The sequence below is a fragment of the Polyangium sorediatum genome (assembly GCF_029946465.1).
GTDB classification, from domain to species: domain Bacteria; phylum Myxococcota_A; class Polyangia; order Polyangiales; family Polyangiaceae; genus Polyangium; species Polyangium fumosum.
Map to the genome: position 1 here is coordinate 22,713 of NZ_JARZHI010000084.1, position 15,792 is coordinate 38,504.

General features: G+C 71.2%; 9 protein-coding genes. 7 read left to right on the top strand and 2 right to left on the bottom strand.

Going from position 1 to position 15,792, the window contains the following annotated elements; translation table 11 throughout:
* The first annotated feature begins 37 nt into the window (after positions 1 to 37).
* Entirely contained in the window at positions 38 to 2,626 is a 2,589-nt protein-coding gene (locus QHF89_RS43840) for a bifunctional serine/threonine-protein kinase/formylglycine-generating enzyme family protein (RefSeq protein ID WP_284721726.1), read from the top strand.
* On the opposite strand, the gene QHF89_RS43845 is transcribed toward QHF89_RS43840, so the two are convergent.
* A complete protein-coding gene (locus tag QHF89_RS43845) occupies positions 2,616 to 3,257 on the bottom strand; it encodes a hypothetical protein (protein ID WP_136965013.1) in 642 nt (213 codons plus the stop codon). The genes QHF89_RS43840 and QHF89_RS43845 overlap by 11 nt on opposite strands.
* Before the next feature lie 215 nt (positions 3,258 to 3,472).
* Between QHF89_RS43845 and QHF89_RS43850 the strand changes: the two genes are divergently transcribed.
* Complete coding sequence (locus QHF89_RS43850) at positions 3,473 to 4,066, top strand: Uma2 family endonuclease (RefSeq protein WP_136965012.1); 594 nt, start codon at positions 3,473 to 3,475, stop codon at positions 4,064 to 4,066.
* 4 nt (positions 4,067 to 4,070) lie between these two features.
* On the opposite strand, the gene QHF89_RS43855 is transcribed toward QHF89_RS43850, so the two are convergent.
* The gene (locus QHF89_RS43855) at positions 4,071 to 4,709 is read right to left on the bottom strand and encodes a Uma2 family endonuclease (RefSeq protein ID WP_232380067.1); all 639 of its coding nucleotides are present in this window, start codon (positions 4,707 to 4,709) and stop codon (positions 4,071 to 4,073) included.
* 186 nt (positions 4,710 to 4,895) lie between these two features.
* Between QHF89_RS43855 and QHF89_RS43860 the strand changes: the two genes are divergently transcribed.
* The 5 genes from QHF89_RS43860 to QHF89_RS43880 form a co-directional block, all read left to right on the top strand.
* On the top strand, positions 4,896 to 8,393 hold the full coding sequence (locus QHF89_RS43860) for a response regulator (protein ID WP_284721727.1): 3,498 nt from the start codon (positions 4,896 to 4,898) through the stop codon (positions 8,391 to 8,393).
* A 326-nt stretch (positions 8,394 to 8,719) separates the two neighbouring features.
* The gene (locus QHF89_RS43865) at positions 8,720 to 11,002 is read left to right on the top strand and encodes a sulfatase-like hydrolase/transferase (protein WP_284721728.1); all 2,283 of its coding nucleotides are present in this window, start codon (positions 8,720 to 8,722) and stop codon (positions 11,000 to 11,002) included.
* Positions 11,003 to 11,101: 99 nt separating this feature from the next.
* A complete protein-coding gene (locus QHF89_RS43870; protein ID WP_136965011.1) occupies positions 11,102 to 13,753 on the top strand; it encodes a TonB-dependent receptor domain-containing protein in 2,652 nt (883 codons plus the stop codon).
* Positions 13,754 to 13,767: 14 nt separating this feature from the next.
* Complete coding sequence (locus QHF89_RS43875; protein WP_136965010.1) at positions 13,768 to 14,502, top strand: hypothetical protein; 735 nt, start codon at positions 13,768 to 13,770, stop codon at positions 14,500 to 14,502.
* Between the two features lie 391 nt (positions 14,503 to 14,893).
* Positions 14,894 to 15,792, top strand: an 899-nt coding sequence (locus QHF89_RS43880; protein WP_284721729.1) for a hemerythrin domain-containing protein, incomplete at its 3' end; no start/stop codon positions are given.

Genomic DNA, 15,792 nt, shown 5'->3' on the forward strand with positions numbered 1-15,792 from the left:
CCGTTCTTTCGTTACCATGTCAACACGGGAAGTGGCCATGCGCGAAGAGCTTCGTTTCATCGCGGACAAGTACGGAATCGGCGAGGACGCGCTCCGCGAGCTCGAACGGTTCTGCGACGGCGCGCTCCCGCGCGTGCCCACGCACCGAGTCGATATCCGGGGAACCGAACACGCCGTTCCAGCGCCGATCGAGCGAAAGGATTACAAGGAGCGTTACGAGGACATCGGTCCGATTGGCCAAGGCGGGTTCAGCGAGGTGCGCGAGGTGTGGGACCGCCACGTCGATCGGCGGGTCGCGCTCAAGGTGCAGTCGCCGTCGCGGAGCTTGCCGGAGGACTGCGAGCGCTTTCGGCAAGAGGTCCGGATCACGGCACAACTCCAGCATCCTGGGGTCGTCCCGATTTACGACTGGGGCGAGCTGCCCGACGGTCGGATCTGGTTCACGATGAAGCGGGTCCGCGGCGAGACGATCGGCCATCGTATCGCGAGGCTCCACGGCCTGCGAGGCGCCGAATATTTCCAGTCCTTGCGCCGCATGCTCGATGACTTTCGCCGCCTTTGCGAACCCGTTGCGTACGCCCACGCCGAGGGCATCATTCACCGCGATATCAGCCCGCAGAATCTCATGGTCGGCGACCTCGGCGAGGTGCACGTCATGGATTGGGGCCTCGCGCGTGACCTCTCCCGCGATGAGCGGCCCACGGCGTCTACGGCATCGGGAACGCTACGATCCGACCTTTCGGAGACCAGCGTGCGCACACGCGTCGCCGGCACGCCCTTTTACATGCCACCGGAACAAGCGCGCGGCGAGATCGCGGCCATGGGGTCGGCGAGCGATGTGTATGCCCTCGGCGCCGTGCTTTACGAGATCCTGAGCGGTCGTCCCCCGTACGCCTCTCGTCCAGGAGCGCCCGAAATGCCGGAGCGGATCGTCGAGCGTGTATGTAAAGGACCGCCCTCTCCGATCGAGGAGGTCGCTCCCCCGGAGGCCCCGAAGGAGCTGTATGCGTTGTGTCGCAAGGCCATGGAGCGCGTGCCTTCGAACCGTTTCCTCGACGCCAACGCGCTCATGACCGCGGTGCGTGATTGGCTAGACGGCGCTGACCGACGGGCGCGCGCCCGCCGTATCGTGGAGGACGCCCACCACGCGCACCGAGCGAGGATCGAGCGCATGCGCGAGGACGCGAGCCGGCTGCGGGCCCGCGCACGGCAGATCCTCGATCGCCTGCGGCCGTTCGACCGGGCCCAGGAGAAAGCCGTGGGCTGGCAATTCGAAGATGAAGCGGCTGCCATCGAGCAGGATGTCTTGCGCGAGGAGATCAACTGGACGCAGAAGCTCCGGTCGGCGCTCAACGAAGTGCCCGATCTCGAGGAAGCGCACGCCGCCCTCGCCGCACATTACGCGGAAAACTTGCGACGGGCCGAAGCCGAGCACGATCGTCCCGCCGCGACGAGTTTCGCAGCGCTGCTCGAAGATCACACGGCCAAGCTGCGGGCCGATGAACGCGCGCGATACGAGGCGCTGCTCCAGGGTGACGGGCGGCTCACGCTGATCACCGAGCCAGCAATCGCGCGGGTCGTTATCAAGCCGTACGAGCCCGACAGCCGTTATCTCGTCGCGAGCGAGGAGAAGGCGTACACCACGAGCACGCCTCTCTGCGATTTACGTCTGCCATGCGGCAGTTACCTCGTGCGGCTCTCGGCTCATGGCTATCGCGACGTCGCCTATCCCGTGGCCATTGGCCGCGGCGAGCATTGGGACGGTGTTCGTCCGGGAGGCACGGAGGCGCATCCGGTCCGCCTTTTGCGAGAGGAGGAGCTCGGGCCCGAGGACGTGTACGTACCGCCGGGGTGGTTTGTCGTCGGGGGGGACCCTCGTGCGGGAGAGAGCATGTCCCGGCGGCGGGTGTGGGCGGACGGCTTCGTGTTCCGGAGGCATCCGGTCACGAACGCCGAGTATGCCGCGTTCTTGAACGATTTGGTCGAGGAAGGGCTCGTGGACCTGGCGCAGCGCCATTGTCCGCGCAGATCGCCGGGCGCAGCGTTCAACGGCGACGCACAACTCGCGTATGCACGCGACCCGCGCAGCGGGCGTTACATGCTTGAAGACCCCGAGGCCGAGTACGCGCGACCGGTCGTATGCGTCGACTGGTATTCGGCGATCGCGTATGCCGCGCACCACGCGCGCCAGACTGGGCTCGGGTGGAGGCTCCCGAGCGAGCTGGAATGGGAGAAGGCCGCGCGGGGTGTGGACGGTCGATTCATGCCGTGGGGCGATCAGATCGAGCCAACGTGGGCGTGCGTATCGGGCAGCCACGCCGATCGAAAGCACGTCATGCCGGTGCACAGCTATCCGACGGACGTGAGCCCCTACGGGGTTCGCGGCACCGCAGGCAACGTGCGCGACTGGTGCATCGAGCCCTGGAGGCTAGACGGCCCGCGCGTCGAGGGGGACGTGTTGCAGATCGAGACCACGACAGAGGAGGACGACACCGACCGCGCGGTGAGGGGTGGGGCTTGGATCTCGTCGGGAGACATGATGCGTCTGTCGGTGCGTTATGCCGAGCGTCCCACGAGGCGACACGGCGTCCTTGGTTTTCGCCTCGCGAGGAGCGTCACGGGCTGACGCCCAGCGAGGGGCCGATTCCGACGTTTGTGGAGTAATGCCAGGCCCAACCGCCGATGTCGTTCGGATCCAGGCTCGGCGTGCCGCTCTCGTTTGTCACGAGCGCGAATTCTAGTGCGTCGGGGATCGTAAAGAAGGCTGCGCTGGCGCTCCATGTCTTGTACCACGTGACCCGCTCGAGCCTGCCTCGCGCGTCCTGCTCGATGAGGACGCCCATCATCCTCGTGCTGTCGTCGGGGTCGACGGCTTTATAGAGGCGGCAGCGGGCGCCGGAGGGGGTGTGAATGCCAAGGCAGAAGCTAACAACCTGGGGTATCTCCAGCGGCGCCGACATCGCCCCGAGCACCCCGTCGATGGCGCGCGGGTCTTCCTCGATGCGACTGGAGCGCAGGGTGAACGATGGGACGTCGTCCACGAAAATCGAGGCATTGCCGCCATGGTATTCGCGATAGGAAGCGTATTGCGTGGTCGCGCGGTCGTTCATCACGACGATACGCAGGAGGTCGCCGCGGCCGTCGCTCGTTTCGAAGTGAACGCCGCGTACGATCCTGACGTCGACCGGGAATTGCTCCTGGATCTTGGTTTCGCCATCGCCTCGGTGCACGTAGTTGCCGCTGGGAAGGTCGGGCATGCTCGATTGTCCTTTGCAGGGAAGGGAAATGCTGCGCGCTGGCCGGATGCTCGCGGCGCGCGTGGGCGACCGGTATCGCCCGCGCCCGGAAGGTACGACAGGACCAACCGCGAGACGATTTCAGTCTATTTCACGGTGAGCCGCTCCGCCGACGGCAGCGATGAGGACACATGCAGGTTTCTGGCAACTCCCGAGGCATGGGGTAAAGTCGAGGCATGGGGCACCCGGCGGAGAAGCTGCATCCGGCGACGTACGCGGACCTCGAAGCGGTCCCGCCGCATCAGGTCGCCGAGCTGATCCAGGGCACGTTGTACGTGTTTCCCCGGCCTGCGCCGAGGCATGCGTCGGCGCACTCGTCGCTCGGGATGCAGCTTGGTCCCCCGTTCCGGTTCGGCGAGGGAGGTCCCGGCGGCTGGTGGATCCTCGACGAACCCGAGCTGCACCTCGGCGGCGACACCCTCGTCCCCGACCTTGCTGGCTGGCGCGTCGAACGGATGCCCGAGCTGCCCGAGACCCCGTACTTCCCGCTGGCGCCCGACTGGGTCTGCGAGGTGGCGAGCCCCTCCACGGCGGCGATCGACCGGGCGAAGAAGATGCCGGTGTACGCCCGGGAAGGCGTAGAGCACCTCTGGATCGTGGACCCGATCGAGCGCCTGCTCGAAGTCTTCGCCCTCACCCCGGAGGGCTGGCTCCTGCGCGGCGTGCACCATGACGACGCCAAGGTCCGCGCTGCGCCCTTCGATGCGATCGAGCTTGACCTTTCCAAGCTTTGGAACAAGCCCGCGCCGCCGGCTGGCTCGTCGAGGTAGCGCTTCAGCCCTCGCCGCTTTCGACGCTTTCCTCCTCGTCTTCCTCGTCCTCTTCCGCCATGGCTTCGTCGACCGTCTTCCAGAGGTCGGCGAGCTCGAGCTCGAGCCGTTCACACCCGGGCACGGACACGCGCTCGGACGAGGCTTGCATCGCGATCGTGTATCGCCCGTCCGCGCCGAGCTCGAGGACCTCGAGGAGCCGCGCCTCGGGGTCGACGAGCCAGTACCAGCGCACGCCGAAGCGCGCGTAATCACTTAGCTTCTCGGCGCGATCCCGCCGCACGTCGCGCGCGCGCCGGGAGATCACTTCCACGACGAGGAGCGGGGGGATGCGCGAGAGCGACGCCTGCCAATTCATCCTGGTGCGCGGCGCGTACACCGTCACGTCAGGCTTGCGACCGCTGCGCGCAGACACGCCCAGCTTGTGGTCCGAGCCGAAGACGCGTCCACCACGCTCTTTGGCCCAGGTCATGAGTGCGTAGGATACCCAGCTCACGATGAGCTCGTGCAGATTCGTCGGCACCTCTTCCTCCACCAGCAAGCCGTCGACGAGCTCACCCGGCTCGTCATCGTCCATGTCGGCCCACTGCTCGAGCGTCATCGGTCCCGGCTGAAGCACGTCTGCCATCGCGATCGCCATCATGCGACGCAGCATACCTCGGCGCGTGAGATACGGCTCCACAAACCCAACTTCGCCAGGAGGGCCGAACGGTTGCGTAAAATCGACCGCGGATCGCGATCGAGCCCCCCCCGCAGCCGTCGCCACAAATTGGAGCTGCCGCGCCGACCCGTGGTACGGCCCGAACCGATGGGCGCGCAAGCTACCGCGTTGGACCGAACTGAAGGCGGCCGTCCCGAGGCCATGGGCGTCATCACGCTCGAGGGCATCGCTCCGCCCTCCACGCCCGAGCGGCGGACCGAGGCGCCCAAGGACGCTCGGCCCGCGTCGTCGCCCGAGCGCCTCGGCGGCGTCCGGGCCGATTTCGTGGCCACCCTCGGCCGTCGGGTCGTCGAGCTCCGCACCGCCGTCACCAAGCTCGCCGAAGAGCCCGCCTCCCCCGCGCGGCGCGACGACCTGCGCCGCCGCGTGCATGCCCTCGCCGCCGCCGCGAGGCTGCTCCGCTTCAACAAGCTCGCCGAGGAGCTGAAGACCGGCGAAGCCCTCGTCGATCGTGTCGCCGAGCGCGGCAAGCTCACGGACGACGAGTGGAAGGCGCTGCGAAGCCTGCTCGATCGGCTCCCGGAGCTCGCGTGGGGCGAGGCCTCGCTCGGCGCGCCGCCCGAGCGCGAGCCCGCGCCCCGATCGGCGAACAGCGGCCCGCGCACCTTGCCCTCGGCCGAGCGGCCCGCCGACAAGCCCGCGAGCGCGGTCGCGCAGGGGATTCCGCAGACCGTCTTGTTCGTCGGTCCCGAGAGGCTCGCCGAGTCCCTCGCGAAGGATCACGCCGAAGGGGCTGCTTCGTTCTTCGAGGTCGAGCGCACCGAGGATCTCGTGGCCGCGCCCGATCTCGCGCGCGCGCTCGCGCCGGACGTCGTCGTCATCGACGCGGACAAGCCCGGCGCGCGTGAGCTCGTCGCCTCCTTGCTCGCCGATCCCCTCACCGAGGAGGTGCCGATCCTCCTCTTCGGCCGCTTCTCCCGGCCCGACGACGCCGCGCTCTACGCGGCGCTCGGCGTCGCGCGCACCTTGCCCAAGCCCGTCTCGCCGGACGCCTTGCGGAAGGCCTGCGCCGAGGTGACCGCGAGTTACGTGCGTCGCGAGATCGCCCGCGCGCCGATCGGGGAGGTCACGCTGGACGACCTCGGCACGCGCCTCGCCGAAGAGCTACGTCGTGGCCTCTGCGACGCGGCCGACGTCCGCGCCCGCGGCACGCGGATCGAGCTCGGCGAGGGCAGCCAGGTGCTCGCCGCGCTCTGGGGCGCGGTCGCGCGGATCCGGGACCTCGTCACCATCGAGTCGCAAGGCAAGGTGCGGTTTTCGCCGAGCGGTCCGGAAGGCGCGCTCCCGTTCGCGCCCTGGCTCGGCGGCCCCGAGCAGTCGGGCAAGGCGACGCGCGTGCGGGCGCTCGGCGAGGCCCGCGGCGCGCGCGTGCCCACGCTCGATCGCCTTCGCGTGGTCGTGGCCGACGACGACGCCGCCGTCACCTGGTTCCTCGCCGGCGTCCTGCGCGCCGCGGGCGCCACCGTGTACGAGGCCCACGACGGCGAGCGCGCCTTCGAGCTCGCGTGCGAGGTCGCGCCCGACCTCGTCGTCAGCGACATCGTCATGCCCGGCCTCGACGGTTTTGCCCTTTGCCGTGCGCTCAAGCGTGATTTCGCGCTCCGCGACGTCCCCGTCGTGCTCCTCTCCTGGAAAGAGGACCTCCTCCAGCGCGTGCGCGAGCTCGGCGCCGGCGCGGACGGCTACCTACGCAAGGAGGCGAGTGCTTCGGCGATCGTCCAGCGCCTCCGCGAGATCCTGCGCCCCCGCCTGCGCGTCGCCGAGCGCCTCGCGCAAGGCGGCGAGGTCCGCGGCCGCCTCGACGGCCTCACGCCGCGCACCCTGCTCGCGCTCGCCTGCGCCCACCGGCCCGCTTCCACGCTCTCCGTGCGGGATGCGCTCTACCTCTACGAGGTCGAGATCCGCGAAGGCCGCCCCGTGCGGGCCACGCGCACCACGGCCGATGGCTCCTTCGAGCGTGGCCCAGGCGTGCTCGCGCGCCTCCTCGGCCTCGGCGCGGGCCGCTTCGTCGTCGCGCCCGTCGACGACGCCGCCGCGCGTGTCTCCGGCGCGCGCCCCGACCTCGAAGGCTCGCTCGCCGAGCAGCTCGTCGCGCCGATCGCCTCGGCCCGCGCCGCGCAACGCCTGCTCTCGGGTGCCTCGCTCATGACCGTCGAGCGTGTCGAGATCGACCTCGACCTCCTCGGCCCCGCCGAGCACGCGACGCCCGAGCCCTTGCGCTCGCTCCTGCGCTCGATCGCGGCCGGCGCCTCGCCTCGCGCGCTCGTCGCGAACGGCAAGGCGGCCTCGCACCTCGTCGAGGACGTCCTTTGCGACGCCGCGGCCCACGGCGCGATCACCGCCATCGTCGGCGAGGCCGGCGCGGATCTGCTCACGCCTGCCGTGCACCGCGAGTCCGAGCGGCTCCGCGGCGTGCGCCGTCCGCCGCCTCCGGCGCTCATCCCTGCGCTCGCGGACATCCTGCCCGAGCCTGCGCCGAGCACGCCGGAGCCGATCTCCGCGATCATCGACCGCTCGGCCACGCCCGGCCCGGTCCTCGCCCGCGAGGAGGCCTCGCCGGCCCCGTCGATCCTTTCGCTCCAGCCCGACGAGGTCCTCTCGGTCGAGGTCGGATCGGTCCTCGACCTCGCGCACATGCCCACCGAGGAGCCGACCCTCGACGTCCTCCGACAGTTGATTGCGGTGAAGCAGCCCTCGCCCACGCCCGGCCCGGTGGCCCCGCGGAAGGTCGAGCGCCTGTCCGTGCCTGTGCTCACGCCTGCGCCCATGGCCGTGGCCGCCCCGGCGCCGCTCTTCGCGCCCGAGATCATGGCCGCGCCCGTGGTCATGGCCGCGCCCGCACCCGCACCCGCACCCGTTGCCGCGCCCGCACCCGCGCCGCGTGCCTCGACCCTCCCGTCGGCGCGGCCCATTCCGACGTCGCTCGGCACCCTCGTCCCCCCGCCGGTCGAGGATCTCCCGCCGCCTCCGCGGTCTGCGTTGCCTTCGGCCCACGCGCCCGGCGCCCGCACCCTCGATTCCGACGTCGAGAGCCGCCCGAGCCGCTTCCGCCGCAACGAGAAGGTCAGCCGCGACTCGGCCCCGCCCTCTCGCCGCGAGGGCAGCTCGCGCACGCGCGTCAGCGTCTGGATCCTCTTCGCCGTCGCCGGCACCGTCTTCGCCGTCGGCAGCCGCCTCGCGCACCAGCGCGTCGCCCCGGCGCCCGCGCCGATCCCGACCCCGACCGTCACCGCCGAAGGCCCGCCCGCGGCCGCCGCCCCGCCCGCGCCCGAGCCCGAGCCTGCCGCGGCCGCGACGACCCCCCGCGACCGGCGCGAGGGCGACACCGCCGACTTCCCCGTCATGCCGCAGGACCTCCCCCTCCGCGCCGAGGACAAGGTCCCCGCGGGCCAGGGGCTCCTCGAGGTCGTGGCCGGGCCGAGTGATTCGATTTACGTCGACGGCCAGCTCGTCGGGACCGGGCCGATCGTCCAGTCGAAGCTCGCGCCGAAGAAGGACCCGTACGAGATCCGCGTCCGCCTCCGCGGCGAGGAGCGCGTCCGGTTCGCCCTCGTCAAGGAAGGGCGCATGACGCGCCTGCGCATCGCGCCGCCCTGGTCGCGTTGACGCGTCTCAAGCTTCCAGCGCCAGCCGGTCGCGAAGGCGTTCCGTAACTTACGCCTCGCCTCCGCGACCGCCGCGAAGCCACCTCGTCGCCGTTTCAACGGCATCGCGACCTCCGCAAAGCGACCCCGTCGTCCTCCCGACGGCATCCCGGCCCTCGAAACACCGCCCCGCACCTCCAGCGACGGCATCGACCCCCGCGGCGAGCGAACGCGCCTCACGAAGCGCCCCCGCGACCGTCGCGCAGCGCCTCCTTGGTGACCTCGCTCCGACGTCCTCCCCCCACAACCCCGCTTGACGCGCCTCCGCATCGCGCCACCCTGGTCGCGTTGACGCCTTCCGCCCCGATCGTCCTCTCGGCCCTCCTCGCCGCCGCCCTCGGCGCGAGCGCCTGCAGCTCCGGCAAGCGCCAGGAGCAGGGCACCCCCGCGCCCACCACCAGCGCCGCTGCCCCCGAGCCGCCTGCGCCCGCTCGTATCGTCGCCGACCTCGTCGACCAGCTCCCCGGCTGCGACCTCGAACATCGCGGCCTGCTCCTCGACACCGGCACCGATGCCATGGTCGGCCGCTTCGCCTGGTCCGGCGTCGCCCCGAGGGGCATCGATCCCATCGAGCACGACGCTTCCACCTGGATGCGCATCTCGAACCGCACCCTGCGCGTTACCTTCGTCCTGCCGGAAGCGAGCCCCATCTTCGTCGCCGCTCGCTCCATGGGCCTCGGCGCCCGCGCCGCCACCGTCTCCCTCGACGACCAGCCCCTCGGCACCCTCAACTTCCAGCGCGACCACATCCGCATCGCCACCACCGGGGCCACCTCGCTCCCCGTCGATCCCGGCCCCCACACCCTCACCTTCCGCTTCATGGGTCGCGCCAAGAGCGGCGATCCCCTCGTCGACCTCGACTGGATCCGCATCGGCGTCCCCGACGAGAGCACCGCCACCTACGGCCCGCCCACCCTCCGGGACGTCATCCTCCGCGAGGCCGCCCTCTCCGGCGTCCCGCACCGCTCGATCGCCCTCCGCGGCCCCGGCTCCGTCCGCTGCACCCTCCGCCTCCCGCCCGGCGCGCGCCTCCGCACCTCCGTCGGTGTCCTCGGACCCGGCGAGGCCGACGCACGCGTGCGCCTCCTTCGCGACGGCCAGAAGCCCGTCGACGTCCTCACCCAGCACCTCACCGGCGGCGACAAAGCCGCCTGGACCGACGTCGACCTCCCCCTCGACCCCCAGGGCGGCCCCCTCGCCACCCTCGAGCTCCGCGCCGAGGGCACGTCCCAGGGCGCGCGTATCCTCTTCGGCGACCCCGTCCTCGTCCTGCCCGCTGCGCCTCCGCCGTCCACCGCCAAGGCCCGCGCCGTCGTCCTCGTCGTCATGAACGGCCTCGACCGCGACAGCCTCCCGCCGTGGCACGCAGGCCCCACGCCGCAACTCCCGACCCTCTCCGAGCTCGCGCTCACCGCGACCACCTTCCACCGCCATCGCGCCCCGACCACCTTTCCGGGCAGCGTCGTCGGCTCCCTGCTCACGGCCATGCCGCCGCGCGCGCATACCCTCACCGATTTCGGCGCGCGCATGCCGGCCTCGAACACCACGCTCGGCGCCGTCGCCCACGACGCCAGCATTCGCGCGGCCATGTTCACGGGCGTCCCGGCCACGTTCAAATCGTTCGGCTTCGGCGAGGGCTGGGAGCATTTCGTCGAATATCCCCCCTACGGCAACGATCCGGCCACCGCGCCCTATGATGCGGCCGCCACCTGGCTCACCGACGTGCTCCGCCAATCGCCCGAGGCGCGCCTCCTCCTCGTCGTGCACGCCCGCGGCGGACATCCGCCCTGGGACGTCTCGCCGAAGGAGCAAGCGCAGCTCCCGCCGAGCACCTACACGGGCGTCATCGAGCCACGCCGCGGGGCGCAGCAGCTCGCGACCTTGCGGAAAAGGAGGGACAAGAAGGACGCCGTCTCCGCGCCGGACCAGGAGCGCATCCGCGCCCTCGAAGGCGCCGCCATGGCCGCGCAGGACCGCGCCCTCGGCGGCCTCGTGACGGCCCTCAAGACCGCCGGCATCTGGGAGAGCACCGTCTTCGTCGTCACCGGCGACGTCGCGGCAGGCGCCGGCGCGTTGTACGCCGAGGGCGACGATCTCGCCGAGCCCCACCTCACCCTCCCGCTCTACGTCCGCTTCCCGGACGCCCGGTACGGCGGCGCCCACGTCAACCTCCCCACCGAAGTGTGGGACCTCAGCCAGACGACCCTCTCCGCCCTCGGCATCTCCTTCTCCCGCCCTGGGCTCGGCCGCGACCTCTCCGCCGTCGCGTCGGGCCTCGAAGACTCCTCCTTCGAGCCGCAGATCGCCACGCTCGACGACCGCTTCTCGGCCCGCTGGGGCGAGCTCATCATGACGGGCCGCTACGACGCCGCGCCCTTCCTCTGCGACCTCGAGCTCGACCCGACCTGCGCCTTCAACCGCCGCGAAACCCTCCCGCTCGCGGCGCAAGCGCTCTTCCGCCGGATCATGGCGCGCGACCAGTCGACCCGCGCGGGGCTGCAGAAGCGGGAGCCCGCGACGATCGACCCAGACACGGCGGCGGCGCTGCGTGTGTGGGGGACGATCGAGTGAGATCCGCCGCGCGGCGTGATTTTCGCGTTCCGCTCCCCGCCCTCCGCGTGTAAAGCACCCATCCGAAGGGGCCCGACGGAGGATCGGTTGAGGTTCGTTTTGTCTCGATGGTCAAACGCCATCGCCCTCGCTGCGGGCCTCCTCGTGGCGCGCCCGGCGTTGGCCCAGCCGCGAGCCCCCCAGGCGCCGGCCGGCCAGGCCAACGTCACGCTTCCGACGGTCGTCGAGCACGTCGACGCCGTCTATCCCCCGGACAAGCTCGCGCAGGGCGTCGACACCACCGTCGAGGTCCTCGTCACCGTCGAGCGCAACGGCACCGTCGGCGACGCCCAGATCGCCGTCTCCGGCGGGGAAGCCTTCGACGCCGCGGCCCTCGCCGCCGTCCGTCGCTGGCGCTTCAGCCCTGCCACCCGCGACGGCGTGCCCATCCGCGCCCGCATTCGTGTCCCCTTCCATTTCGCGCCCGAGCCGCACCCGCCCGTCCCCGTTCCGCCGGGCGCGCCGACCGACACGCCGCCCCCGGACGCGGTCCCTCCGCCCGGCCCGCTCGCGCCTGCGACCAAACCGCCTGCGAACAAGCCGCCCGCGGACAAGCACACGCATTCGCACGGCGAGCCGCCTGCCGAGCTCGACTCCGGCCTCGCTTTGCCGCACGCCGTCGCCGAGCCGGGCAAGCCGATCGAGATCCACGTCCAGGGCCGGCCGAACCCTCCGCGCCGTGGCGCCTCCGACTTTCGCCTCGGCCGCGCCGTCCTCGACAGCGCCCCGCGCCCCACCACCGCCGACCTCATCAAGTCCGCGCCCGGCTTTCACGTCATGCGCCCCGAGGGCGACGCCGTCGCCCAGCGCGTCTCTCTCCGCGGCTTCGACGCCGATCATGGCCAGGACATCCAGTTCACCGTCGGCGGCACGATTCCCCTCAATCAGCCCTCGCACATTCACGGGCAGGGGTATGCCGATCTCAACGTCCTGATCCCCGAGACCGTGCGCAGCTTGCGCGTCCTCGAAGGCGTCTACGATCCGCACCAGGGTGATTTCGCCGTCGCGGGCAGCGTCGATTTCGACCTCGGCGTCGAGGAGCGCGGCGTCCGGGCCACCGCGTCGTACGGCTCCTTCGACACGAAGCGCCTCGTCGCCATCTTCGCGCCCGCCGGCCAATCCGAGGAGACGTTCGGCGCGGCCGTCGTGCGCACGACGGACGGCTTCGGCGAAGGCGTGCGCGGCAGCATCTCGGGCGGTTTTACCGGACAGTACCGATTCGAACTCCCGGGCGACCTCTCCGCCCTCGTGCACCTCTCCTCGTATGGCGCGCGCTCCACGGTCGCGGGTGTCCTCCGTAGGGACGACATCGACCGCCGGATCGTCGATTTCTACGGCGCCTACCCGGATACCTCCGCCCGCTCGCAATCCGCCGCCGCCACGCGCACGCAGGCGAGCTTTTCCCTTCAGCGCACCGGCGACGACGGCTCCGAGGCCTCCTTTGGCCTCTGGGGCGCCTATGGCACCTACCGCAGCCGCCTCAATTTCACCGGCTACACCCAGCGCTCGCGCCTAAGGCCCACCTGGGCCGGCCGCGGCGACCTCATCGAGCAATCGAACGACGACGGCGGCTTCGGCGCGCGTGCTTCGTATCGCACCCGCCGGTACGAGGCGGCTTCCTGGCTCAAGGCCCAGCTCACCCTCGGGGCCGACGCCGAGGCGCATTCCATCGACCAGGCGCAGAACCTGCTCGAAGCGCCGCAAAACGAGACCTGGGACCGCCGCGTCGACACTACCGTCCGCTCGCTCCGCATCGGCGCCTTCGCCGACGCCTTGTTCACGTTCTCGCGCTGGGCGCGCTTGCGCGGCGGCCTGCGCGCCGACTTCATCTCCTTCGACATCGACGACCGGCTCGGCAACCAGGTCCCCGCCTTCCGCGAAGAGACCCATTTCATCGGGTATCGCCGCACCGCCGCCGGCATCGCCTGGGGCCCGCGCGCCACGCTCGAGGTCGATCCCTTGCCCTCGTTGCGCCTGTTTGCCGCCTATGGCCGCGGCTACCGCTCCCCGCAGGCCCGGCAGCTCGAAGAGGGCGAGCAGGCGCCCTTCGCCACGGTCCACAGCTACGAGGCCGGCGCGCGGTATCAATATGAACCCGCCCGCCTCTCGGCCACGCTCGTCGCCTACGAGACGCGCCTCTCCTACGACCTCGCCTTCGACGCCGAGGAAGGCCGGCTCGAGCGGATCGGCCCGACCACCCGCCGCGGCCTCGTCGCCTACCTCCAGGCCAATCCCCTGACCGGCTTCAATGCCTCGATCAGCGCGACGTTCGTCCGGGCCACCCTCGATTCCCCGCCGCCGCCGACCCCGGAGAACCCCACGCCGCCCTATGTCGAGGGCCAATCGCTCCCCTACGTTCCGCCCGTCGTCGTGCGGACCGACGTCTCCTATCGTCGCGCCCTCGGCACGTTCCGCGGCAAACCGCTCGTCGCCCGCGCCGGGTACGGCGCCACGTTTTTGTCGCCGCGCCCGCTGCCGTATGCCCAGGAGGCCCGCACCGTCTTCGTCGTCGACGCTTCGCTCGGCTTGCGGCGCGATTTCGTGGAGATCGGCGTCGACGCCACGAACCTCTTCAACGCGCGGTATGCGGACACCGAGTACGTCTTCGTCTCCGATTGGCGGACGAGCGACATCCCCTCGCATCTGCCCGCCCGCCATATTTCCGCCGGATCGCCGCTCACGATCCTCGGCAATTTGACCTTTTACCTCTGAGCCGGAGAGCTTCCATGCGATGTCTTCTGCGCTCGTTGTTCCCGTTTGTCCTCTTCCTCGCCGGCTGCGGCACCGGCACCGGCCAGCCCGACGTTTCGTTCCCTGCGGTCTTCACCTCTCCTGCGACGAATGAATTCGTCGTGGGCGATGTGACCGTCACCCTGGACGAGGCGCGCGTGGCGTTTGGGCCGGCCTATTTTTGCGCCAGCGCCTCGGGTTCGGCCACGCTTTGCGACGCGGCGGTCGGGGAGATCCGGCGCATCACGACGATTGACGCCCTCGGGGAAGGGGAGACGCCGCTCGGCACGTACGCGGGGTTCGCAGGGGACGTGCGCAGCGCCTCGTACGATTACGGGATTCACTGGTTCTTGCCGGAGCAGGAGGCCGCGGCTTCGCCCGAGGCGCCGGGCGGGCATTCGGCGCGCGTGCGGGGCGTGGCGAGCCGCGCCGGCACGTCCGTCCGGTTCGAGGCGGACATCGACGTGAAGCCGCTCTTTCAGGGCCAGCGCGCCGTGCCGACCACGAAGGTCGAGGGTACGGTCACCGAGGCGACCTCGCGGATCGAGGTCCAGTTCGACGTCACATCCTGGTTTTCCGCCGTGGATTTTGGCGCGGCGATCGACGCCGGTGTCGATCCGTTCGTGATCGGGCCGGGGGCACAAAACTACACCAGCGTGGTGAACCGCATGGTCTCGACCCACCCCCCGTCGTTCGTGTTCGTGGAGGGAGAGGCGCCGGCCGCGCCCTAGCCGCCTGCTCCTTTGTTGCCCGCGCGCGCCCCGCGCGATCGCCCCGGGTGCGCGCTTCCGTGCCACCCGCCACGATCGACTGCGCCGGCCGCGCGCGGTCGCGGCTCTACGTTTCGTGGCCGCCGGCGCGCGCCACGAGCGGGGCACGGGCCTGCCGCGGCGTGTGCCCCGCGCGCGGCCGAGGCTCGGCTCGGTGCCTCGTTTTGCTCGTGCTTTCGCTCGGGTCGCGGCCTTCCGTCGGGGCGCGGTCGGGGGAGGTTCGCCGTCCGTCCCTCGCTTTTCTCCGGGCCCTCGGGGGTCTTGGCATGCCACGCGCAAGAAGCCGCGAGCACGAAGGGCGGCGCCTCGGCGAGGCGCGGCACGCCGAGAGGAACGGATTGAGGAGCTCGACATGAAGGCGACCGACCTACTCAAGCAGCATCACCGCGAAGTCGAAGAGTTGTTCCGCGAGATCGAGGGCGCCGAGGACGAGGACGAACGTGCCTCGCTCCGCGAGGAGCTCGCCAACGCGCTCGCGGCGCACACGGCGATCGAGGAGGAGATCTTCTATCCGGCGGCGATGGAGGCGCTCGGCCCGAGCAGTCGCATCCGCGAGGCCTTCGAGGAGCACGCGGTGGCGGATTTCGCGCTCTATCGGCTGATGTCGGTCAGCGTGGGCGACGAGACGTTCTCGGCCAAGCTCGGCGCGCTCAAGGACATCGTGATGAATCACGTCGAGGAGGAGGAGAGCGAGCTGCTGCCCCAGGCGGAGGGGGAAATGGAGCGCGAGCAGCTCGAGCACCTCGGCGAGCGGCTCTCGGTGCGGTTCTCGGAGCGCCTCGCGGAGGGGCACCGCCCGATTCTGGAGCGGAGCCTGGGCATCGCGGCGCGGCAGGTGGCCGTGCAGGCGCTCGGGGCGAAGAAGGCTGCGGCCCCGCGCAAGCGCGCGCCGGCGAAGCGCCAGGCGATGCCGAAGCGGGCAGCGGGTGCGGCGAAGCGGGGCGCGGCGAAGCGGAGCGCGGCGAAGGCGGCTCCGGCGAAGCGGGGCGCGGCGGTCACGCAGAAGCGGGGCGCGGCGGTCGCGCAGAAGCGGAACGCGGGCGCCGTGGCGGGCGGGGCGGCGCGGACGCAAGCGCGCAAGAGCGCGGCGACGCAGAAGGCGCCGGCGGCGCGTGGGCAGGGAGCGTCGCGGGCGCCGTCGCAGCGCGGCGGTGCGGGCGCGCCTGCGGCGCAGCGGGGCGCGCAGAGCGGCGGGGCGCAGAAGGGGATGGCGCGCGGCGGGAGCGCGCGGGGCCAGGCGGTATCGGCGCC